Raw genomic sequence first — 20633 nt, 5'->3', positions numbered from 1 at the left:
GAGGAGCGGATCAGCGGGCGAGCCAGGCGGCGAGCCCGGCGCGCACGGCGGCGGGGCCGGCGATGCGGTGCTGCGCCAGCGTTTCGCCCGGGCCGACCTTGATGCCCACGCCGCCCAGCTGCTGGGCGACCTGGAAGCCGGGCTCGTCGGTGGTGTCGTCGCCCAGGAACACCGGCTTGCGGCCGGCGAAGGGCGCCTCCTCGAGGAAGGCGCCGAGCGCCTTGCCCTTGTTGGCCAGCGAAGACTTGGCCTCGAACACCATCTTGCCGTGCAGCAGCGTGACGCCCGGCGAGGCCGCGACGGCCGCCTCCATGGTGCGCCGGCACAGGTCCTGGAGCTGGGGCGCCTGGCGGTAGTGCAGCGCCACGGCGCCGCGCTTGGGCTCCACGGCCAGGGCCGGGTGGTCGTGCAGCAGCTGCGCCGCGGCCTGCTCCACGGTGTCCAGCGAGGGCGTGGGCAGCAGCACGAGGTTGCCGTCGGCGGCGCGGCGCTCGCTGCCGTGCACGCCGGCGGCCGGCAGGTCCAGCGGGTGCAGGAAGGTGTCGATGGCGCCGACCGAGCGGCCGGAGACCACCGCCAGTGCGCCGCCCAGCCTCTCGCGGAGCGCGGCCAGCAGCGGCACCAGGTCGGGCGGGATCACGATGGCGTCGGGCTCGGGCGCCAGCTCGACCAGCGTGCCGTCGAAGTCCAGGAACAGGGCGGACGCGTCGGCGTCCAGCAGCGGGGCGAAGGAGAAGTCGGTGGCCTGGGTCATGCGTTGCGGGCGGGGGCCTTGTGGCGAATCTCGAGGAACAGGAAGCAGAGCACGGCCAGCGCCAGCGGCGCCAGGTAGTACAGCGCGCGGTAGGCCAGCAGCGTGCCGATCAGCTGGGCGGGCGCAATTTGCGTGCCGAGCAGGGCGACGAACACCGCCTCCAGCACGCCCAGCCCGGCCGGCACGTGGGTGACGACGCCGGCCACGGCGGCCAGCAGCAGCACGGTGAGCACGGTCACATAGTCCACCTGGCCCTGCAGCAGCACGAAGATGGTGCCGGCGATCAGCGACCAGTTCAGGCAGGACATGGCCAGCTGCAGCAGCGCCGTGCGGCCCGAAGGCAGCGTGAAGGTCTGGCCGCGCAGCGCGAGGCTGCGCTTGCGCGAGAAGGCGCAGGCCGCCACATAGCCCAGGGCCACGGCGGCCAACAGGCCGCCTGCGATCTGCAGCACGGCGTCGCTGATGTCCCATTCGGCCGGCAGGGTGAGCGGGAACAGCGCGAACGCCAGGCCGCCCAGCAGCAGGTAGCCCAGCCAGTTGGTGACCATGCTGACGGCCATGACGCGCGTGACCTGCATCTCGTCCAGGCCCAGCCGCCCGTACAGCCGGTAGCGCGAGGCCACGCCGCCGACCAGGGCACCCATGTTGAGATTGAAGGCGTAGCTGATGAAGGTGACCAGCATGACCTGGGGCGCGGGCAGGCGGTGGCCCACGGCGCGCCGGCCCAGCAGGTCGAAGGTGGAATAGAGCAGGTGGCTCGCGAAGGCGAGGCCGCCGGCCGCCAGCAGGACGGGCAGGGGCAGCGCGCGCAGCGTCTGGGCGACCTCGTCCCAGGCAATGCTGCGCGCCTGGCTGACCAGCAGGTAGCCCAGCAGCGCGAAGAAGGCCAGCCAGAAGGCCTTGCGCAGCCATGGCCACCAGGGGCGCGTCCGCAGGGCAGGGCGCCGCGCCACGGTGCCGGCCGCCACGGCGCTCATCGTGCCGCCTCGCGCGCTGCCGTGGGGCAGGCTTCCACCAGGCCATCGCTCTCCAGCGCGGGCACCAGCTTGGGGACGTGGCGCGGCAGGCCGCCGAGCCAGCCGGGGTAGCGGCGCAGCACATGGAACACCACATAGCTGCGCAACAGCTGCCAGCCGCTGGGTTCGCCGATGGTGTCGCGGTCGATCTGCTGGCAGGCGTTGTCCACGAGGTGGTCCAGCCGTTCGCGCAGGGTCTGGTTGAACGCGCGGTCGTGGATCAGCACATTGGCTTCCAGGTTCAGCGCCAGGCTCAGCGGATCCAGGTTGCTCGAGCCCACGGTGGCCCAGCGGTCGTCCACCAGCGCCACTTTGCCGTGCAGCGGGCGTTCGCAGTATTCATAGACCTCCACGCCAGCGCGCACCAGGTGGTGGTAGAGCATGCGCGCCGCCACCTTGACGATGGGCATGTCGGGCTCGCCCTGCAAAATCAGGCGCACCTGCACGCCGCGCCGGGCGGCGCGGCGCAGTTCGCGGATCAGCCGGTAGCCGGGGAAGAAATAGGCGTTGGCAATCGTCACGTGCTCGCGTGCGCCGCGGATGGCGAGCCGGTAGTAGCGCTCGATGTCGTTGGTGTGGCGCGTGTTGTCGCGCGTGACCAGCATGGCCTGGGCGTCGCCGGCCGGCGGCAGCGCGCGGGCGCGCTGGCGCATCATCGGCCGGTGGCGGAACCAGCGGCGCACACCCTGCTGGTGGCGCAGGCCCTCGGCCAGCATGGCGTGCACGAAGCGGTGGATGTCGCCGACCAGGGGGCCGCGGATGCGCACCGAATAGTCCTGCTTGGCCTGGGGCCCGAAGTCCATCAGGTGGTCAGCCGAGTAGTTGATGCCGCCGATGAAGGCCACTTCCGCATCGACCACCACGATCTTGCGGTGCATGCGGCGCAGCATGTTGGTGCGCCATTTCCAGATGCGCAGGCCCGGATCGAACACATGCACGCGCACCCCGGCCTCGCACAGGCTGCCGACGAAGCGGTCCGACAGGTCGGGCGAACCGAAGCCGTCGATCGTCACGTCGATCTGCACGCCGCGTTTCGCGGCGGTCAGCAGTGCCTCGTGCAAGGCCAGGCCGACCTTGTCCTCGAACAGGATGAAGGTCTCCAGCACCACCTCCTGGCGGGCGTTCGCGATGGCGTCGAACACGCGCGGGAAGAACTGCTCGCCGTTCTCCAGGAGTTCCAACTCGTTGCCGCTGGTCCAGCGCGTCGCGTTCATGGGTGGTGGTGTGACAAGGGACAGGGTTCAGGTGTACCCCGCAGCCGTCCGCGCTCTTGTAGGACAAGGGCGGCTGGGGCTGTGCCGCGACGCCTTGACATGGGTCAATGGCGTGAAAATGCTAGTTAAAATATGCTTTTTAAAGAAAATGCATATTTCACCGAGCAATTTTGGTGTTTGAAGATACAATGGCTACGCTTTTTATTTGAAAAGATCATTTCTATGAGTATCGTTGCCCAGTTGGCCGAAGCCCGCAAACGCATGGGCATGACCCAGGCCGCCCTGGCCGAAGCGGCTGGCCTGTCGCGCATGACTGTCCAGCGCATCGAGAGCGGAGACATCGATCCGCGTCTGTCCTCGCTGCTGGAGATGGGGCGGGTGCTGGGCCTGGAAGCCTTGGCCGTGCCGTCCGTGCTGCGGCCCGAGCTGGAGGCCTTTGTCCGTGCAGGAGGGCGCCTGCTGGGCCAGCCCGCGGGGGCCGGGGCGCCGCCGTCGGTGGTCGACGCCATCGGCCGCCAGCACGACGGGACGCCTGGGTGAGCACCGCGATCCGCTACCTGCGCATGCACCTGCACCTGCCGGACCGCAGCCGCAGGGCGATCGGCTACCTCTCGCAGTACGGCGACATCCTGCGCGCTTCGTTCGACGCCGACTACATCGCCGATCCGGCGCGCCCCACGCTGTCGCTGGCCCTGCGCGGCGCGCGCGAGGAGGACACGCGCGCCATCCTCGCCGCGCCGCACGACGCGCGCCTGGTGCAGTTGGGCGGGCGCTGGCCGCCGTGGTTCGCCAACCTGCTGCCCGAGGGCCACAACCGCGAGCGGCTGGCGCGCGAGCGCCGCTGCAGCCCCGACGATGAGTTCGAGCTGCTGGCCGCCGCCGGCCACGACCTCATGGGCGCCATCGAGGTCGAGCCCGTGCCTGCGCGCGAGGGCATCCCCGACGTGGTGCGCCACTGGCACACGGCGCTGGGCCTGGACGTGCTGGAGCCCGGCTTCGTCGAGGAACCGGTGGAGGACGCGGCGGCCTTGCCCGGCGTGGTGACCAAGTTCTCGGCCGTGCAGGACGGCCGGCGCTACGTCGTGCGCCGGCATGGCCAGGCCGGTTCCTTCATCCTCAAGTTGCCGACCGCGCGGCACCCCGAATTGGTGGCCAACGAGATGGCGGGCTACCGGCTGTGCGAGGCGCTGGGCCTGTCCTGCGCCCAGGCCCGCGTCATCTCGCGTGCCGACGCCGAACTGCCCGAGCAACTGCCGTTCGCGCAGATCCTGGCCGTGCCGCGCTTCGACCGCGGGCCCGACGGGCAGCGCATCCACATGGAGGAGTTCGCCCAGGCGCTGCAGTACCCGCCGCAGCACAAGTACGGCCGGGAGATGGTGCGCGACTACGCCACCATGCTGCAGGTGCTGGACCGCTACTCGGCCCGGCCGGTGGCCGACGTGCGCGAGTTCCTGGGGCGCTTCGTCGCCTTCATCCTGATGGGCAACACCGACGCCCACCTCAAGAACTGGGCGCTGCTGTACCCCGACGCGCGCCAGCCCGTGCTGGCGCCGCTGTACGACCCGGTCTGCGTGAGCGCGCTGTTCGCCGAGGTCGGCCCCAACGACTACGCCGTCAACCGCGCCATCGACACGCGGCTGCGCGCCTTCGGCTGGGACCAGCTGGAGGCCATGCTCAAGGCCGCGCGGCTGCTGCGCGTGCCGAATCTGCTGCGCATCGCGCGCCAGCTGGTGCGCCAGGCCCAGGCCGATTGGCCGGCGCTGCTGCAGGAGGTGCCGCCGGCAGTGCGCGCGGCGGTCAGCGAGCGGCTGGCGGGCGGCGTCGCGCTGGCGGCTTGACGGTGCGGGCCTGGCCGGCCGCGGCGGGCGCCACGCTGGCGCAGTGCTGCACCACCATGCCTGCGATGAAGCGCAGCTGCCGGGCTTCGGCCTGCGCGTCGGCGCCGAAGGTGCGGCCCACGCCCAGGCCACGCAGGCAGGACAGCAGCGTGTCCACCAGGGTCTGGCAGCCTTCGCCCCCGCCGGCTTCCGGAAACATCTCGGCGAAGCGCGTGTGCAGCCGAGCCGTCATCGCGTCGCGCCGCTGGCCCACGTGTTGCAGCACCGCCGGTTCACCGGCGCAGCCGAAGTAGACCGACCAGGCGACCAGGAAGCGCGCCGGCTCGTACGAGCGCAGCCACAGGGCCTGCACGAAGGCCTCGGCGCGTTCGGCCAGCGGCACGGTGGGGGCAGGCCAGATGCCGCCGCTTTCGATGGGCAGCGTGCCCAGGTGGTCGATCAGGCTCAGGATCAGGTCGGCCTTGCTCGGGAAATGGTGCTGCACGGCGCCCGTGGTGACGCCGGCGCGCTTGGCGATCTCGAACACCGTGGCGGCCTGGAAGCTGCGCTCACTGATCAGCGCGACCGCCGTGTCCATCACGCGCTGGCGCGTTTCGGTGGAGCGGCTGGCCTGGGTGCGGCGGGTTCTCGGGAGCTGGTCGGGCATCGGGGCATTGTCGGGTGTGGTCACGGCGTTCCAGCCCGGTGGCCCGACACTTGCATGTTGCATGTGACCTGTAATGTAAGCTTTAAATCATGACACTTTTCCGACTCCCGGTCCTGCTCTGTGCCCTGTCTGCCGCCTGCGGCCTTGCCCATGCGCGCGTCGTCGATTTCAAGACGGTGTCGGTCAAGCCGGCCTTCGAGGGCCGCGTCTTCGGCACCGCCGGCGCCTACGAGCGCATCGACGCGGTGGCCTCCTTCGCCGTCGATCCGAAGTCGCCGCAGCTGGCGCACATCGTGGACATCGGCCGCGCGCCCGTGAACGCGGCCGGCTTGGTGGAGTTCTCGACCCAGGTGACGGTGCTGCGCGCCGCCGATCCGGCCAAGCGCTCGGCCACGCTGCTGTACGAGGTGCCCAACCGCGGGCGCAGCCATGCCATGGTCATGCTCAACCTTGGTGCGGTCAGCAACATTCCGAGCAAGGCGGCCGAGGCCGGCGATGGCTTTCTGATGCAGCGCGGCACCACAGTCGTCTGGAGCGGCTGGCAGAGCGACATCGGCGGGGCCTTGATCCACATGCAGCTGCCGGTGATCGACAGCGTGCGCGGCACCACCCGCGAGCAGTTCATCTTCGACAAGCCGGGCGCCACCGGTGTGGGCGAGCTGACCTATCCCGCCAGCGACCTGGACCCGGCGCGCGCCGTGCTGACCGTGCGCGCTCGCGATGCGGACACCCCGCGCGTGCTGCAGGGTGCCTTGCGCTACACGGCGCCCAACCGCATCGAGATCACGCGGCCGGCCGACATGGATGCCGGCGCCATCTACGAATTCGTCTACCCCGCGCAGGGCGCCGTGCCGGCCGGCCTGGCCTTCGCGGCCACGCGCGACCTGGTGTCTTTCCTGCGCGGCAACCCAGGCCATGCGCTGGCCAGCCCGCTGTCGGCCATCCAGCACACGCTGGGCCTGGGCATCTCGCAGTCGGGCCGCTTCGTGCGCGACTTCATCTATGAAGGCTTCAATGCCGACGAGGGCGGGCGCCGCGTGTTCGACGGCGCCATGCCGCACATCGCGGGCTCGCGCAAGACGTACGTGAACTACCGCTTCGCGCAGCCCAGCCGCTACTCGCGCCAGCACGAGGACCACGACTTCCCGGGCGACCAGTTCCCGTTCACCTACGCGCAGACGCGAGACCCCGTGAGCGGCAACAGCGGCAGCCTGCTGTCGGCCTGCCGCGCCACGGCCACCTGCCCGCGCATCGTGCATGTGGACTCGTCCACCGAGTTCTACCAGGCGCGCGCCTACCTGCTCAGCACCACGCCGGACGGCAAGCCCGTGGCGATGCCGCCCGACGTGCGCCTGTACTTCGTGGCAGGCGCGCCGCACTTCAACCGCTGGGACGCAGCGCCCGAGGCCGTGCCGGTCTGCGCGCGGCCGAGCAACCCCTTGAATCCTTCGCCGGTGCTGCGCGCGCTGTATGTGGCGCTGGAGGACTGGGTCGCCACCGGCAAGGCGCCGCCGGCCAGCCGCTTCCCTTCGCTGGCCGACAAGACCCTGGTGAAGCTGGAGCAGCTGCAGCCGCCGCGCATCGCGGGCAGCGTGACGCAGCCGGCCTACAACCAGCTGCAGGTGATGGACACCACGGTCCAGCCTCCCGTGCGCGGCAAAACCTATCCGGCCTATGTGCCCGCCACCGATGCCGATGGCAACGACCTGGGCGGCGTGCGCCTGCCCTTCGTGCAGGCGCCGCTGGCCACCTTCACGGGCTGGAACCCGCGCGCGCAGGGCTATGGCGCGGGCGACCTGTGCAACGTCTACGGAGGCTACGCCGCGCTGCCGCGCCAGGCCACGCCGGGCGACAGCCGCACGCCGCTGGTTGTGCGTTATCCCGAGGGGGACAAGAGCTACGTGGAGCAGGTGGACGCCGCCGTCAGCCGCCTGGTCCGCCAGGGCTTCATGCTCGAAGGCGACCGCGCGCTGGTGGTCGAACGTGCGCGTGTGGAAGCGGCCGCGGCCTTCGCCGCGCCGTGATCAGCCCGGGCCGCCCACGGCCTGACGGATCTCCTGCGCGATCTCCTGCGTGACGCGCAGAAAGCGGTCCACGTCCGCCGTTCCATGGCAGTGCAGCGGCGACACGCGCACGGCGCCCGCCAGTCCGAACGACTCCAACATGCGCCTGGAGTACAGGCTGGTCGCCACGCGCTCGTAGACCACCACGCCGCGCTGCTCGTATTCGCGCACGGCCTGGGCGTACTCCAGGCCGTCGATGCCGATGGCCAGGATCAGGTCGCGCTTGCTGAGGTCCTCGTAGTCCAGGAACACCTGCACGCCGCGCTGGTGGCGCAGGCCGGGCGCCGCAGCGCTGCCGTCCAACAGCCGCGCCAGCAGCGCGCGCTCGTGCAGTTCGATCTTCTCGATGCCACGCGCGAACAGCGCGCGCCGATCGCCGGCCGCGCCAGACTGCCCGCCCAGCCAGGCGACGTAGTCGACGATCTCGCTCATCACCGCGAACTGCCAGGGCGCGGCGCTGCCCAGGTCCCAGAAGTCGGGCTTCTTGGCCGCGAGCTTGTGGTGCGGCAGCAGGGCCGCGCGGTCCGACAGCCAGGCCAGGCCCGAGCCGCGGCAGCCGAAGAACTTGTAGGGCGCGATGTTGATGCCGTCCACGGGCGTCATCGAAAGGTCGATGAGCCCGTGCGGCGCGTGCTGCACGGCGTCGACCACGATGTACAGGTCCGGCTTGATCGCGCGCGCGCGCCGCACGATCTCGGCAATGTCGAGCTTGGCGCCCGAGATGTTGGAGGCGTAGATCACGCTGAGCAGCGCGGTGTCGGCATCGACCAGGGCGCAGATGGCGTCCACGTCGACACCGCCCGTGACCGGGTTGGACGGTGCCACGCGCAGTTCGCGGCCCGTGCGCTGGGCGTACAGCTGCATGGCGTCGAACGAGGAGGGGTGCTCCAGCACGGTGGTCACCATGTTGCTGCCCGCTACGTTCTCGGCGATGGCGCGCACCATGTCGAACATGGCGCCCGAGGCCGTCAGCGCCGCGTAGACGCTGCCGCCCTCGGCGTTGAGCACGGTGCGCAGATCCTGCGTGCCTTTGGCCTGCACCTGCTGCAGGAACACCGCGGTCTCGTGGATGCGCTCGGGGTTGTCGGGCACGGCGTCGATGCGCGCGAATTGGTCGACCGCGGCCTTCAGGCGGAACGAGCCACCCGCGTTGTCGAAGAACAGCCGTTCGCGGCCCGTGATGTCGTGGTCCACGTGCAGGAAGCGGGCCTTGATTTGCGCCTGCAGCGCGTCGGAGAAGAGTTCGCCTTGGGGTGCTGTCATGGGGAGGTTCCTGGAGCGATCGCCGGATTCTGCGGGTTGAACCGCTTCTCCAAAAGCGATATTTTTGGATAGGATTTCAAGAGGAAAAGTGTTTGATCGAAGCCGCACCATGATGACCTTCAAGCAACTCGAGGCGCTGTACTGGATCGGCGAACTCGGCAGCTTCGCGCTCGCCGCACAGAAGCTGCACACCTCGCAATCGGCGGTGTCCAAGCGCGTGCACGAGCTCGAGCAGGCCTTCGACACCGCGCTGTTCGACCGCAGCCAGCGCTCGGCCCGGCTCACCGACAAGGGCGAGGAGATGTTCCTGCTGGCCAAGGGCCTGCTGGACCAGCGCAACGCGGCCATCGAGCAGTTCGGCCGCGCCGAGGTCGTCGCGCGCCGGGTGCGCATGGGCGTGACCGAACTCACCGCCATGACCTGGCTGCCGCGCTGGGTCGAGCTGATCCAGGTGCACTACCCGCAGGTCACGCTGGAGCCCGACGTGGACAGCAGCGTCAACCTGCGCGAGAAGGTGCTGGCCGACGAGCTCGACCTGGTGGTCGTGCCCGATGCCTTCGCCGACACGCGCATCCCGAGCAAGCGGGTCGGCGCGGTCGAGAGCGCCTGGATGTGCAAGCCCGGCCTGGTCGAGGCCGGCCGTCGCATCCGGCTGCACGAGCTGGCGCAGCACCAGTTGCTGCTGCAGGGCGCGCGCTCGGGCACGGGCCTGCTCTACGACAGCTGGATGAAGAACCTGGGCGTGCAGCCGGCCAAGCCCATCGTCATCCACAACCTGGTGGCGCTGATCGGCCTGACGGTCTCGGGCCTGGGCGTGAGCTACCTGCCGCGCGAGGCCGTGGCGCCCATGGTGCAGAGCGGCCTGCTGGCGGTGCTCGACGTCACGCCGGCCCTGCCGTCCGTGCCCTACGTGGCCATGTACAAGGGCGAGCACCGCAGTTCGCTGCTGGCTTCGGTCGTCATGCTGGCCCAGGAAAGCTGCGACTTCTCGCGCATGTTCCAGGGCGACTGATCAGACGCCGTTGCTGTTGGGGTTCTTGTAGATCTCCTTGACCGCGTCGGTCATCGGGAAGTTCAGGTTGGCATTGGTCGGCGGGATCGGCCGCAGGAACCACTTGGCGTAGATCTCGTTGATCGCGCCCGAGGCCATGATCTCGGTCACGGTCTTGTCGACCAGCGCCTTGAAGGCCGGGTCGTCCTTGCGGACCATGATGCCGTAGGGCTCCTGGCGCAGCGATTCCTGCGTGAGGATCTTGAACTCCTCGGGGTTGGGCGCGGTGGCGATCAGGCCGGCCAGTTGCACGTCGTCCAGGATGTAGGCTGCCGTGCGGCCCGAGGCCATCATCAGGAAGCCATCTGCCGTGTCCTTGGCGGCGAGGTCCTGCACCTCGATGTTGCCCGAGCGCTTGTAGCTGCGCAGCAGTTGCACGCCGGTGCTGCCGGCCACGGTGGAGACGGTCTTGCCGTTCAGGTCGGCGAAGCTGTTGATGCCCGAATTCTTCTTGACGGCCGCGGTGATGCTGGTCACGAAGTGGCTGGGCGCAAAGGCGACCTGCTGCTGGCGCTGCACGGTGTTGGTGGTGGTGGCGCAGTCCAGGTCGACCGAGCCATTGGTCAGGAGCGGGATGCGGTTGGTCGAGGTCAGGATCATGTAGCGCACCTCGAGCTTGGGCAGCGCGAGCTGGGCCTTGACCGCGTCGACGATCTTCAGGCAGATGTCGTTGGTGAAGCCGGTCGGGTCGCCACTGCCGGTGGGCTTGTACGAGAACGGGATCTGGCTGTCGCGTGCGCCGATGGTGATGGTGCCGCTGGACTTGATCTTGGCCAGCGTGTCGGACTGCGCTGCCGCGTGGCCGCAGGCGAGGGCGGCGGCCATGGCGATCGTCAGGGAGAGAAGGTGCTGCATGTCGGGGCCTCGCGAGGGGTTGGGGTGGGCAAGGCCGCGATTCTGGAAGCAAGCCGGCTGATCCAAAAGCGATTTAACTTCATCGATTTCCGGTCGGAAAAGCGATGAATCGACGCTTCAGCGGCCCTGGAAGCTGCTTGGCGGCTGGCCCATGGCCGCCTTGAACATGGCGGAAAACGCGCTGTCGCTGGCATAGCCCGTGGCGGCCGCCACCTGCGCGACCGAAGCGCCCTGGGCCAGCAGCGGCAGCGCATGGGCCAGCGCCGCCTGCTGGCGCCACTGCTGGTAACTGGTGCCGAGTTCCCCCTGGAACAGCCGCGCGATGGTGCGCTCGCTGGCGCCCACGTCGGCGGCCCATTCGGCCAAGGTGGTGCGCGCCGCGGGGGCCCGCACCACAGCCTCGCACAGGGCGCGCAGGCGCTTGTCGCCAAGCTGCGCATGCGGCATGGGCACGGCCAGGGCCTGCGGGTCGGCATGCGTGATCTCGTCGTGCACGAGCTGCATCAGCAGGGCCTCGCGCGCCGGCCGCAGCGGCTGCGCGTCCAGCCCCTGCACGCATTCGCGCAGCAACGGCGAGGCCACGATCATGCGGCTGCCGCTCCAGCCGGCGGGTGTGAGGCCGGCGTGCAGGTACAGCGTGCGGAATTCGGCCGCCTCCAGCACGTCGATGCAGTGCAGCTGACCCGGCGCGATCCAGACCGCGCGCGAGGGCGGCACGATGTAGGTCAGCTAATCGCGGCGCTCACCCTCGGGCAACGCGCGCACGCGCAGCGTGCCGGTGGCGCAGAAGGCCAACTGGGCCCAGGGATGGCGGTGCGGCTCGAAATGGGTGTCGGCCGGCATGCTGCGCGCACGCACGCGCACCGGGCGCGCCGCATCGGGCGTGAAGGGGTGGGTGTCGCCCACCGGTTCGAGGCGGGGGTGTCGCTGGGCCATGGGGCAGATTGTCCGGTATTCGATGAATCCTGTCCTTTCGTCGCGATTCTGCAGGCGTAGCATCCGACGCCATGACGACGACAACAGCGGCCTCCCTGCCGGCGGGCACGGCGAGCCTGAGACAAGACGCCCACGTGATCGGCCTGGTCGGCATCGCCCACCTGGTCAGCCATTTCAGCCAGCTGCTGCTGGCGCCGCTGTTCCCCTGGCTCAAGGACGACTTCGGCGTGGGCTATGCCGAACTCGGCTTCCTGATGACGCTGTTCTTCGTCACCTCCTGCGCGGTGCAGGCGGCCTCGGGCTTCGTGGTCGACCGCTTCGGCCCGCGGCCCGTGCTGTTCGGCGGGCTGGCGCTGCTGGGTCTGGCAGCGTTCGGCTACGCCGCCAGCACGCACTACTGGATGCTGGCGCTGTTCTCGGTCGTGGCCGGCATCGGCAACGGCGTGTTCCACCCGGTCGACTACACGCTCTTGAACCGCAAGGTCAGCGCGGCGCGGTTGGGCCATGGCTACAGCGTGCACGGCATCACGGGCAGCCTGGGCTGGGCCGTGGCGCCGGCCATGCTGGTGCCGATCACGATCGCCACCTCGTGGCGCACGGCCCTGGTCTGCGCCGGCGTGTTCGCGTTCGCGGTGCTGGCGCTGCTGCTGCTGAACCGCGAGAAGCTGGCGCTGCCCGCAGCGGCGCCAGCCAGGCCTGGTGCCGCCACGGCCGACAGCAGCTTCGGCTTCCTGCGCATCCCGGCGGTCTGGATGTGCTTCGGCTTCTTCTTTTTCTACGCGGTGGCGCTGGGCATCGTGCAGGTGTTCGCGCCCGGTGCGGCGCGCGAGTTGCACGCCGTGCCCGTGGCCCAGGCGGCGCTGTGCCTGACGGTCTACATGGTCTGCAGCGCGCTGGCCATGGTGGCAGGGGGCTTCCTGGTGGCAGATCCCACGCGCTGCGAGAAGCTGGTGGCGCTGGGCTTCGGCTTCGCGGCCTGCGTGGCGCTGGCGCTGGGGCTCATGCACCCGCCCGCCTGGATGGTGCCCGTGATGTTCGGCCTGATGGGCCTGGGGGCGGGCATTGCCGGGCCCTCGCGCGACATGATCGTCAAGCGCGCCACGCCGGCCAACGCGAGCGGACGCGTCTACGGTGTCGTCTACTCGGGCCTGGACATCGGCCAGGCGCTGGCACCGCTGGTGTTCGGCCCGCTGATGGACAAGGGCCAGTATGCGGCCGTGTTCTTCGGCCTGGCCATCGTGCAAGCCGTGTTGATCGCCAGCGCGTTCAACGTGGGCCGCGTGCGGCGCACGGCCCTGGCGCCCGCCTGAGTGTCGCTGGCGCTCATCGTCTGGGTTGCTGTCGGCGCGGCCCTGGCCGGTTTCGTGCAGGGCCTGTCGGGCTTTGCGTTCAGCATGGTCTCGCTGTCGGTCTGGGCCTGGACGCTGGACCCGCTGCTGGGCGCTTCGCTGGCGATCTTCGGCGGCTGGACGGGGCAGGTGATCGCCGCCTTCACGCAGCGCCGCATGCCCGACAAGGCCTTGCTCTGGCCGTTCCTGGTCGGTGGACTGTGCGGCGTGCCGCTGGGCCTGTGGCTGCTGCCGCGGTTGGACGTGGTGGTGTTCAAGGCCGCGCTGGGTCTGTTGCTGGTGGTCTGGTGCCCGTCCATGCTGCTGTCGGCACGGCTGCCGCGCATCCGCGGCGGCCGCCTCGGTGACGGCGTGGCCGGCCTCATCGGCGGTGTGATGGGCGGCATCGGCGGGCTGTCGGGCACCGTGCCCACGCTGTGGTGCACGCTGCGCGGCTACCCGCGCGACGCGCAGCGCGCCGTCATCCAGAACTTCAACCTGGCCATGCTCAGCGTGGCGCTGGCCCTGCATGTGCTGGGCGGCCACCTGACGGCCGCCATGCTGCCACTGCTGGCCATCGTGGCCGCAGCCGTGCTGGTGCCCGTGCTGCTGGGCGCGCGGTTGTACCAGGGGCTGTCCGAGGCGGCGTTCCGCCGCCTCGTGCTGGGGCTGCTGACGGCTTCGGGCGTGGCGATCCTGGCGTCGGCGTTGCCCGAGCTGCTGCGCCGTTAGGCGGCCAGCAGCGCGTCCAGGCGTTGAAGCCCGGCGATGGTCTGCACGCAGGCCTGCGCCGCCTCCGTGCCTTTCACGGCGAAGTGCTGGTGGAAGTACTTGCGATGCTCGACGTGCTCATGGAAGTGGTGCGGCGTCAGCACGGCCGAGATCATGGGCACCATGGTCTCCAGCTGCAGGTCCATCAGGCGGCTGACCACGGTGTTGGCGACGAACTCATGGCGGTAGATGCCGCCGTCGACGACGAGCGCGCAGCAGACCACGGCGGCGTAGCGGCCCGACTGGGCCAGGCGCTTGGCATGCAAGGGGATCTCGAATGCGCCGGGCACGTCGAGCACGTCGATGCGCTCGCGCGGTACGCCCTGGCGTTCCATCTCGGCGAGGAAGGCGTTGCGTGCCTGGTGCACGATGTCGGCATGCCACTGCGCCTCGACGAAGGCGAAGCGGCGCTGGTCGCTGCCGCTGTGGGAGGAGAGAGGAAGGTCGTTGAGCTGACTCATGGTGTTTCCTTGGAGCAAGGTTGGCCTGAATCAGGGCGCACGAGCGCATGGCCTGCGCGCATCCATGGCGGACGCGCGCGGGATACCGCGATCGCGCTCTCTTTCATCCGGACTGTGACCGTCGGCTCCGGATTGGCACCGGATCTGCTGACCCTCGCACGGTGACGTGCAAGGCGCTCGCGGGCTTGTGCGGGTTGCCCCGCCATCACCGCCGGTGGGGAATTGCACCCCGCCCTGAGAACGCTTTGCGCCGACCCGTGAAGGCCGGCACGGGTGGATTCTAGGCCGCGTGCGGCGACCCTTTGGCGGCTAAGGACGCCTGTGCGACAGCAGGAAGCGCAGCATCTCGGCGCTGGCATCCACGCCGCCCGGCGCGGTGTAGCTGCCTTGGGCGCTACCGCCCGACCAGGCGTGGCCCATGCCGTGCAGCACCCAGTGTTCCACCATGCTGCGGCCGTCTGGCGCGCGGTGGACGGTGTGGCTGAACGACTGGCCGTTGGGCGCGCGGCCCTTGGTGGTCTCGGGCCGGGCACCGTGGCGCTGCTGGCGCGCCCCCTCGGCGATGGCCGCGCCATTGGCCGGGTGCACGGTGGTGTCGGCATCCCCGTGGAAGACGATGACAGGGCCGCTGCCGGCGTTGGCTGTGGCCGTGCCCGATGGCCCGTTGCGCATGGCCGCCAGCGCAGCGGGCAGGTCGGCTGCAACGCCCTGTGGCAAGCCCGAATGCACCCCAACGGCTGCGAACAGATCCGGGTGGCTGCGCCCCAGGATGTCGGCCATGGCGCCGCCGGCCGACAGGCCGGCCACATAGATGCGGGCTGCGTCCACTGCGTGTTCTGTCGCGATCTGGCGCGTCAGTGCGGCCAGCAGCTCAGGTTCACCCTGGTCGCGCCGCTGGTGCTGGGCCTTGAACCAGTTCCAGCACCGCTGCGCGTTGGCGTTTTGGGTCTGCTCGGGGTAGAGCACCAGCACACCGGCGGTGCGCGCCAACTCGTTCATGCGCGTGCCGGTGGCAAAGTCCTGCGCATCCTGCGTGCAGCCGTGCAGCATGAGCAGCAGCGGGCGCGGTGTGGGCGCCGCACCGGCGGGTGTAGGCGGCACGTAAAGCCTGTAGGCCAGGGTGCGGCCACGGTGCGCGAAGCTGCCGCTCAGCCATTGGTCGTCGGTGGACGAGGGCGCCTTGCGGGCGGCGGCGGGCGGCAGTGTGTCCTCGGAGACGACGCGGCTTTCGGCATCGATGACCGTGCTGTCGTCCTGCCGCGCTTGCTGGGGGAGTGCGCCGGCAAGTCCGGCGTCGCGCAGGGTCCGCTGGATCAATTCGGTGGCCGCTTGCAGCTGGCCCCCCTGGGTCAGCCGCGTGGCGTCGCCGAACAGGTCGGTGAAGGGGTTCTTCATGGTGTGGGGTTCTCAGGTGATGCGTCCGGCCAGGGCGGCGCGAACAGCGGGGCTCGCATGCAGCGCGCCCAGGACGGTGATGGATTCGATGGTCTCCGCCGCAAGTTCTGCTGGCACATCGGGCGCGATGCTGGCCAAACCCAGCACCCTGATCTGCAGTTTCTCGCCGGCTGCGCGGACCCGCGTGAGGTCGGCCACCGAGAACTGCTGTAGTCCAAGCACCAGCATCTTGCGCGCCACCACCTGGCGCAGCGCGTCGCCGTGCGTCGCCAGGTGGTTGCGGATGGCGGTGCGGATGAAATCGCTGCGGTTGGCGTAGAAGCCTTCGGCCACCAGCAGGTCGATCTGGCCCAGATCGACGTAGCCGAGGTTGATGGTCAGCTTCTCTGACTCGCTGATGCGCGCAATGGACTGGGTATTGGTCATGAAAACATCCTCATGCCATCCATATGGATGGTGGATGGATGTTTTCAAGAGGCAGTGCGCTAATCCGTCTGCGCTTCGAGCGCCAAACGCTGCGCCCGTGCCGTGCGGCCGCGCTGGTCGTGCACCACGTACAGGCCCGAGCCCACCAGCAGCGCGATGCCGCACCAGGCCCAGGCATTGGGCACATCGCCCCAGACCAGGTAGCCCAGCACCACGGCGAACAGCAAGGCCGCGTAGCGGAACGGCGCTGTCAGGGACACCTCGCCCTGGCGCATGCACTGGATGATCAGGAAGTAGCCGGCCACGAGGAACAACGATGCGGCCGCCAGCCAGGCCAGCTGCACCGGCGTGAAGGGCTGCCAGCCCTGGGCCAGCGACATGGCGCCCGACAGCAGCGTGACCGCCACCGCCGTGGACAGCGTGACGACGATGGAGGGAATGGCCGGGTCGATGCGGCGTGTGAGCAGGTCGCGCGTGGCGTGGAACAGCGTGCCGGCCAGGCACAGCAGGGTCCAGGCATTGAAGCCATCGCTGCTGGGCTGCACCACGCACAGCACGCCGGCGAAACCCACGGCCACGGCCAGCCAGCGCGCGGCGCCGGGGCGCTCCTTCAGGAACCAGACCGCGAACACCACCAGGAACAGCGGCGCCGCGAGGTTGATGGCGGTCGCATTGCCGAGCGGCAGATGGAACAGCGAGAGCAGGTACATCACCGTGGCGCACGCGTCCACCGCCGCACGCGCCGCCACGCGCGGGTGCAACGCGTGCTGCAGTTGCCTGCGGGCTCCCAGCGCCAAGGCCATGCCCAGCACCAGCAACGAGGCCAGCACGCCGCGCAAAAAGATCAGCTGTGCCGAGGGCATGGCCTCGCCCACATGCTTGACGATGGCGTCGTTGACGACGAAGCCCGCCATGGCCCCCACCATCATCCAGATGCCGCGTCGGTTGGCGGCTGCGTTGGTGGGGGGCGAATGCACGGCCGGGTTTATACCGCGGTCTTGTGGCGTTCGATGCAGGTGTCCAGCACCTCGGCACCGGGGCGCTGCCACCAGTCCAGTTCCGAGAAGATCTCGATCTCGGCGAAGCCGGCGAAGCCGGCCTGCTCGACCCAGCCGCGGATCTTCTTGAGCTCGACCACGCCGTCGCCCATCATGCCGCGGTCGTTGAGCAGGTCGCGCGTGGGCGTGAGCCAGTCGCAGACGTGGTAGGCCAACAGGCGCGTGTGCTTGGCATCGCCGGCGCGTGCGATCTGCTGCTGCAGCTTCGGGTCCCACCAGCAGTGGTAGACGTCCATGGCCACGCCCAGCATGCCGGTCTGGCCGGGGTCGAGCGCATCGCACAGGTCCAGCGCGTGTTCCAGCGTGTTGATGCAGGCGCGCTCGGCCGCCTGCATGGGGTGCAGCGGCTCGATGGCCAGCGGCATGCCGACTTCGCGGGCGTATTCCAGCGAGGCGGCGATGCCGTCGCGCACCTCGTTGCGCGCGCGGCCGATGTCGGTGTAGGCCGGCTTGCCGGTCAGCGCACCTGGCAGCGCACCGACCACGAGCACGAGGCAGGCCGCGTCCAGCGTCTTGGCCTCGTCGATGGCGCGGCGGTTGTCGTCGAGCGCGGCGGCCAGGCCGGCGGCGTCGGCGGCCGGATAGAAGCCGCCCCGGCAGTAGCCCGACAGTTGCATGCCGTGCTCCTTCAACTGCCTGCGCGTGGCCTCCAGGCCGGCCGCGGCCACCTGGTCGCGCCAGGGGCTGATCGCGCGGATGCCGCGGCGTGCGCACTCGTCGATGATCTGCGGCAGCTGCCACTGCTTGCGCACGGTGGCGGTGTTCATGGACAGCCATTCGTGGCTGGAAGAGAAATCGCGCATGGTGTTGACCTCAATCGTTCTAGTACAGCGCGCCGGCAGAATGGGCACGCAACACGGTTGCAAGACGCGGCTCTAGAGGCCGCGGAGCAGGCCATGCCAGCAGACGCCGCGGAACGGGCTTCGCCCGGCCGCTGGCGGCGCCCCTGGAGGGGGATGGGTTGGCTACACGCAGTGAGCCAGCCAAACGGGGTGGGTTCATTTCGTGCGCTCGCGGCGCAGCTGGCGCACGATGGCGGCGTTGTCGAGGTCGCCGTCGCCGGCCGCGATGGCCGCGCGCATGAGCGCCGCGTGGGTCTGGGACAGGGGCAGGGCCTGGCCCTGGTCGGCCGCGGCGGCCAGCATGAGGTTCACGTCCTTGAGATGCTGGCGGATGCGGGATTGGGGTTCGAAGCGCTCCTCGACCATCATGCGGCCCTTGGCTTCGGCGGCACCGGAGCGCGCGGGCGTGGCCAGCACCAGTTCGAGGAAGGCGGCGGGTGCGATGCCCAGGCGCTCAGCGAAGACCATGCCTTCGGCCAGCACGGCGCGGTTCAGGCCCAGCACGAGGTTGGTGGCCAGCTTGGCGCGCGCGCCCATGCCGGCACCGCCCACGTGCACGCGCGTGGCGGCGATGCGGTCCAGCAGCGGCGCGGCGCGGGACAGGGTGGCGGCGTCGGTGCCCACGAGCATCGTGGCCTGCCCTGCGGCGATCTGTTCGCTGGAGCCGGACAGCGGGGCCTCGACGAAGCCCAGGCCGCGTGCGGCGAGCCGGGCCGAAAGGGCTTGCAGCTGGTCGGGGTCGCCCGTGGAGCAGTCGATGAGCAGCTGCGTGCGCGGCGCTGTGGCCGACAGCAGGCCTTGCGCGCCTTCCACGCTGTCGACCACGCCGCCGGTGTCGAACACGGCCAGCACCACGGTGTTGCAGCGCTCGCCGAGCAAGCGCACGCTGTCGGCCGCTTCACCGTCGAAGGCTGCACGCGCCTCGGCGCGGATGTCGTAGCCCAGCGTGGCGATGCCGGCTTCACGCAGGCGCTGCGCGATGGCCTGGCCCACGAGGCCCAGGCCGATCAGTCCGACGGGTGAGACGGGGGCGGTCATAGCGAGGCGCCGCCGCAGACGCGGATGTCCTGGCCCGTGATGGGCGCCGCCGCCGGCGACAGCAGGAAGCCCACCAGTGCGGCAATCTCCTCGGGCTCGATGAGCCGGCCCATGGGCGGCAACCTGGGTTTCTCGGTCTGGCGTGCCGGGTCGGCCAGCATGCCGGTGCGCGTGGCGGCCGGCGAGACCACGTTGACCGTGACGCCCTGTGCCACGACCTCGGCCGCCCAGCTGCGCGCCAGCGCAATCATCGCGGCCTTGGTGGCGGCGTACTGGCTGCGGCCGGCCACGCCGCTGGCGACGCGGCTGCCGACCAGCACCACGCGGCCGCGGCCTGCGCGCGCCATCGCGGGCAGCAGGATGTTGGCGATGCGGCTCAGCGCGTCCACATGCAGTTGCCACATGAGGGCCCCGTCCTCGGGCTGCAGGCGGCCCAGCGGTGCCACGCGCAGCACGCCGGCCGCGTGCACGAAGGCCTCAGCGCCCTCGGCGGCGTGGGCCGCGGTTTCGGTGGCGGCGCCGTCTGCCAGGTCCACCTGCACGTGTTGGTAGCCCGCGTGGGCGATGGACGCTGGTGCGCGGTCCATGCCCGTCACGGCCCAACCCTGCGCGAGCAGGGTGTGGGCGATCGCAGCGCCGATGCCGGCACTGCTGCCGGTCACGACGGCACGGGACTCACTCGGGGCGGATGTTGGCATCGGCGATCGTCTTGAACGCGCGCGCCGTGTCGTCCTTCTGGAAGCGCGCGAACTCGTCGGGGCTGCCGCCGCCGAGCAGGATGCCCTGGCTGGTCAGCCGTTCCTTCATCTCGCCGGCCAGCGCCTTGTTGACCTCGGCATTGAGCTTGGCCGTGACCTCGGCCGGCAGCTTGGCCGGGCCCCACAGGCCGTACCAGCTGTAGAACTCGTAGCCGGGGATGGTCTCGCCGACGGTGGGCACCTCGGGCAGCGTGGGCAGCCGCGTCTTGGACGTCACGGCGATGATCTTGAGCATGCCGCTCTTGTAGAACGAGGTCGCGCCCAGCACCGGGTCGACGAAGCCGGCGATCTGCCCACCCACGAGGTCCTGGTAGGCGGGGGCCGAGCCCTTGTAGGGCACGATCTGCAGGTTCAGGCCGGCGCTGCTCTTGATGAGTTCGGTCGAGAAATGCCCGGCCGAAGCGATGGAGCCGACCGCGAAGCTGAGCTTGCCGGGGTTGGCCTTGGCATGCGCGATCAGCGACTTCACGTCGGTGATGGGCAGGTCCTTGTTGACCGAGACCGACAGCGGCGCCTTGGCCACCAGCGCGATCGGCGTGAAGTCGGTGGCCGGATCGTAGGGCGGTGACTTCAGGAAGTGCGTGGAGGTGGTGAAGGTCGAGGCGTTGAACAGCAACGTGTAGCCGTCGGCCGGCGACTTGGCGACCGCGCCCGCGCCGATGGTGGCGTTGCCGCCCGGCCGGTTGTCGACGATGAAGTTCTGGCCGGTCTGCTCGCTGAGCTTTTGCGCGAGCAGGCGGCCCACGGTGTCCAGCGTGCCGCCCGGCGGGAACGGGATGATCACCCGCACGGGCTTGTTGGGATAGTCATTGGCCAGCGCAGCCGTGAACGGCAGCGCGAGGGCGAGGGCCGCCACGGCCCGGCGAGAAACGACGTGCATGCTTGTCTCCTGATGGTGGCGGGGCCCGCAGAGGCCCCGG

At 70.0% G+C, this 20633-nt stretch carries 22 protein-coding genes and 1 riboswitch; of the genes, 6 read left to right on the top strand and 16 right to left on the bottom strand.

The window, feature by feature from the left end; all coding sequences use genetic code 11:
* Positions 1-10: 10 nt before the first annotated feature.
* From otsB to clsB, 3 genes are read right to left on the bottom strand one after another with little or no spacing between them, the layout of a single operon-like run.
* The gene (gene otsB, locus ASF45_RS11405; protein ID WP_056661692.1) at positions 11-754 is read right to left on the bottom strand and encodes a trehalose-phosphatase; all 744 of its coding nucleotides are present in this window, start codon (positions 752-754) and stop codon (positions 11-13) included.
* Entirely contained in the window at positions 751-1731 is a 981-nt protein-coding gene (locus ASF45_RS11400; RefSeq protein WP_056661687.1) for a lysylphosphatidylglycerol synthase domain-containing protein, read from the bottom strand. Before ASF45_RS11400 ends, otsB begins: the two co-directional genes overlap by 4 nt.
* Complete coding sequence (gene clsB, locus ASF45_RS11395; protein WP_056661686.1) at positions 1728-2984, bottom strand: cardiolipin synthase ClsB; 1257 nt, start codon at positions 2982-2984, stop codon at positions 1728-1730. The genes ASF45_RS11400 and clsB overlap by 4 nt, the downstream gene beginning before the upstream one ends.
* Positions 2985-3206: 222 nt before the next feature.
* On the opposite strand from clsB, the gene ASF45_RS11390 reads away from it, so the two are divergent.
* Together ASF45_RS11390 and ASF45_RS11385 are read left to right on the top strand one after the other, a co-directional pair.
* Entirely contained in the window at positions 3207-3524 is a 318-nt protein-coding gene (locus ASF45_RS11390; RefSeq protein WP_369802115.1) for a helix-turn-helix transcriptional regulator, read from the top strand.
* Positions 3521-4822 carry a type II toxin-antitoxin system HipA family toxin gene (locus ASF45_RS11385; protein ID WP_056661685.1) on the top strand — a complete coding sequence of 434 codons (1302 nt, stop codon included), beginning with the start codon at positions 3521-3523 and terminating at the stop codon, positions 4820-4822. Before ASF45_RS11390 ends, ASF45_RS11385 begins: the two co-directional genes overlap by 4 nt.
* Here the strand turns inward: ASF45_RS11385 and ASF45_RS11380 are convergent.
* Positions 4782-5468, bottom strand: coding sequence for a TetR/AcrR family transcriptional regulator (locus tag ASF45_RS11380; RefSeq protein ID WP_056661682.1), 687 nt, complete (start codon positions 5466-5468; stop codon positions 4782-4784). The genes ASF45_RS11385 and ASF45_RS11380 overlap by 41 nt on opposite strands.
* A gap of 89 nt (positions 5469-5557) precedes the next feature.
* Between ASF45_RS11380 and ASF45_RS11375 the strand changes: the two genes are divergently transcribed.
* Positions 5558-7492: an alpha/beta hydrolase domain-containing protein gene (locus ASF45_RS11375; RefSeq protein ID WP_056661681.1), complete on the top strand. Its 1935-nt coding sequence runs from the start codon at positions 5558-5560 to the stop codon at positions 7490-7492.
* On the opposite strand, the gene ASF45_RS11370 is transcribed toward ASF45_RS11375, so the two are convergent.
* Entirely contained in the window at positions 7493-8794 is a 1302-nt protein-coding gene (locus ASF45_RS11370; protein WP_056661679.1) for an aminotransferase class V-fold PLP-dependent enzyme, read from the bottom strand.
* A gap of 112 nt (positions 8795-8906) precedes the next feature.
* Between ASF45_RS11370 and ASF45_RS11365 the strand changes: the two genes are divergently transcribed.
* Entirely contained in the window at positions 8907-9806 is a 900-nt protein-coding gene (locus ASF45_RS11365; protein ID WP_056661934.1) for a LysR family transcriptional regulator, read from the top strand.
* On the opposite strand, the gene ASF45_RS11360 is transcribed toward ASF45_RS11365, so the two are convergent.
* From ASF45_RS11360 to ASF45_RS36385, 3 genes are all read right to left on the bottom strand, one after another.
* The gene (locus tag ASF45_RS11360; RefSeq protein WP_056661678.1) at positions 9807-10700 is read right to left on the bottom strand and encodes an amino acid ABC transporter substrate-binding protein; all 894 of its coding nucleotides are present in this window, start codon (positions 10698-10700) and stop codon (positions 9807-9809) included. It abuts the gene before it with no gap.
* Between the two features lie 117 nt (positions 10701-10817).
* Positions 10818-11417, bottom strand: coding sequence for an AraC family transcriptional regulator (locus ASF45_RS11355; RefSeq protein WP_235580880.1), 600 nt, complete (start codon positions 11415-11417; stop codon positions 10818-10820).
* Positions 11418-11429: 12 nt separating this feature from the next.
* Positions 11430-11636 carry a hypothetical protein gene (locus ASF45_RS36385; protein WP_235580879.1) on the bottom strand — a complete coding sequence of 69 codons (207 nt, stop codon included), beginning with the start codon at positions 11634-11636 and terminating at the stop codon, positions 11430-11432.
* Between the two features lie 71 nt (positions 11637-11707).
* Between ASF45_RS36385 and ASF45_RS11350 the strand changes: the two genes are divergently transcribed.
* Positions 11708-12946: an MFS transporter gene (locus tag ASF45_RS11350; protein ID WP_056661665.1), complete on the top strand. Its 1239-nt coding sequence runs from the start codon at positions 11708-11710 to the stop codon at positions 12944-12946.
* Positions 12947-13696, top strand: a complete 750-nt coding sequence (locus tag ASF45_RS11345; protein ID WP_156472965.1) for a sulfite exporter TauE/SafE family protein — start codon at positions 12947-12949, stop codon at positions 13694-13696. It begins immediately after the preceding gene.
* Here the strand turns inward: ASF45_RS11345 and ASF45_RS11340 are convergent.
* The 8 genes from ASF45_RS11340 to ASF45_RS11305 form a co-directional block, all read right to left on the bottom strand.
* The gene (locus ASF45_RS11340) at positions 13693-14196 is read right to left on the bottom strand and encodes a 6,7-dimethyl-8-ribityllumazine synthase (protein ID WP_056661663.1); all 504 of its coding nucleotides are present in this window, start codon (positions 14194-14196) and stop codon (positions 13693-13695) included. The genes ASF45_RS11345 and ASF45_RS11340 overlap by 4 nt on opposite strands.
* Positions 14197-14287: 91 nt before the next feature.
* Positions 14288-14442, bottom strand: a riboswitch (FMN riboswitch).
* 63 nt (positions 14443-14505) lie between these two features.
* Positions 14506-15591, bottom strand: a complete 1086-nt coding sequence (locus ASF45_RS11335; RefSeq protein WP_056661660.1) for a PHB depolymerase family esterase — start codon at positions 15589-15591, stop codon at positions 14506-14508.
* 12 nt (positions 15592-15603) lie between these two features.
* Complete coding sequence (locus tag ASF45_RS11330; protein WP_056661657.1) at positions 15604-16017, bottom strand: hypothetical protein; 414 nt, start codon at positions 16015-16017, stop codon at positions 15604-15606.
* Between the two features lie 59 nt (positions 16018-16076).
* On the bottom strand, positions 16077-16994 hold the full coding sequence (locus ASF45_RS11325; protein WP_056661654.1) for a DMT family transporter: 918 nt from the start codon (positions 16992-16994) through the stop codon (positions 16077-16079).
* 8 nt (positions 16995-17002) lie between these two features.
* A complete protein-coding gene (locus tag ASF45_RS11320) occupies positions 17003-17878 on the bottom strand; it encodes a sugar phosphate isomerase/epimerase (RefSeq protein WP_056661649.1) in 876 nt (291 codons plus the stop codon).
* A 195-nt stretch (positions 17879-18073) separates the two neighbouring features.
* Positions 18074-18955, bottom strand: coding sequence for an NAD(P)-dependent oxidoreductase (locus tag ASF45_RS11315; protein WP_056661645.1), 882 nt, complete (start codon positions 18953-18955; stop codon positions 18074-18076).
* Positions 18952-19653, bottom strand: coding sequence for an SDR family NAD(P)-dependent oxidoreductase (locus ASF45_RS11310; protein WP_056661642.1), 702 nt, complete (start codon positions 19651-19653; stop codon positions 18952-18954). Before ASF45_RS11310 ends, ASF45_RS11315 begins: the two co-directional genes overlap by 4 nt.
* Positions 19631-20593, bottom strand: coding sequence for a tripartite tricarboxylate transporter substrate binding protein (locus ASF45_RS11305; RefSeq protein WP_056661639.1), 963 nt, complete (start codon positions 20591-20593; stop codon positions 19631-19633). The genes ASF45_RS11310 and ASF45_RS11305 overlap by 23 nt, the downstream gene beginning before the upstream one ends.
* Positions 20594-20633: the final 40 nt, after the last annotated feature.

The sequence above is a fragment of the Pseudorhodoferax sp. Leaf265 genome (genome assembly GCF_001422365.1).
GTDB lineage: Bacteria > Pseudomonadota > Gammaproteobacteria > Burkholderiales > Burkholderiaceae_C > Pseudorhodoferax.
The sequence above is the reverse complement of the archived record's forward strand: the minus strand, read 5'-3'. Positions and strand labels throughout refer to the sequence as shown.

Coding starts and splice junctions, on each gene's coding strand:
- otsB (WP_056661692.1), bottom strand. CDS start 754: ATGACCCAGGCCACCGACTTCTCCTTCGCCCCGCTGCTGGACGCCGAC.
- ASF45_RS11400 (WP_056661687.1), bottom strand. CDS start 1,731: ATGAGCGCCGTGGCGGCCGGCACCGTGGCGCGGCGCCCTGCCCTGCGG.
- clsB (WP_056661686.1), bottom strand. CDS start 2,984: ATGAACGCGACGCGCTGGACCAGCGGCAACGAGTTGGAACTCCTGGAG.
- ASF45_RS11390 (WP_369802115.1), top strand. CDS start 3,207: ATGAGTATCGTTGCCCAGTTGGCCGAAGCCCGCAAACGCATGGGCATG.
- ASF45_RS11380 (WP_056661682.1), bottom strand. CDS start 5,468: ATGCCCGACCAGCTCCCGAGAACCCGCCGCACCCAGGCCAGCCGCTCC.
- ASF45_RS11375 (WP_056661681.1), top strand. CDS start 5,558: ATGACACTTTTCCGACTCCCGGTCCTGCTCTGTGCCCTGTCTGCCGCC.
- ASF45_RS11370 (WP_056661679.1), bottom strand. CDS start 8,794: ATGACAGCACCCCAAGGCGAACTCTTCTCCGACGCGCTGCAGGCGCAA.
- ASF45_RS11365 (WP_056661934.1), top strand. CDS start 8,907: ATGACCTTCAAGCAACTCGAGGCGCTGTACTGGATCGGCGAACTCGGC.
- ASF45_RS11360 (WP_056661678.1), bottom strand. CDS start 10,700: ATGCAGCACCTTCTCTCCCTGACGATCGCCATGGCCGCCGCCCTCGCC.
- ASF45_RS36385 (WP_235580879.1), bottom strand. CDS start 11,636: ATGGCCCAGCGACACCCCCGCCTCGAACCGGTGGGCGACACCCACCCC.
- ASF45_RS11350 (WP_056661665.1), top strand. CDS start 11,708: ATGACGACGACAACAGCGGCCTCCCTGCCGGCGGGCACGGCGAGCCTG.
- ASF45_RS11340 (WP_056661663.1), bottom strand. CDS start 14,196: ATGAGTCAGCTCAACGACCTTCCTCTCTCCTCCCACAGCGGCAGCGAC.
- ASF45_RS11335 (WP_056661660.1), bottom strand. CDS start 15,591: ATGAAGAACCCCTTCACCGACCTGTTCGGCGACGCCACGCGGCTGACC.
- ASF45_RS11330 (WP_056661657.1), bottom strand. CDS start 16,017: ATGACCAATACCCAGTCCATTGCGCGCATCAGCGAGTCAGAGAAGCTG.
- ASF45_RS11320 (WP_056661649.1), bottom strand. CDS start 17,878: ATGCGCGATTTCTCTTCCAGCCACGAATGGCTGTCCATGAACACCGCC.
- ASF45_RS11315 (WP_056661645.1), bottom strand. CDS start 18,955: ATGACCGCCCCCGTCTCACCCGTCGGACTGATCGGCCTGGGCCTCGTG.
- ASF45_RS11310 (WP_056661642.1), bottom strand. CDS start 19,653: ATGCCAACATCCGCCCCGAGTGAGTCCCGTGCCGTCGTGACCGGCAGC.
- ASF45_RS11305 (WP_056661639.1), bottom strand. CDS start 20,593: ATGCACGTCGTTTCTCGCCGGGCCGTGGCGGCCCTCGCCCTCGCGCTG.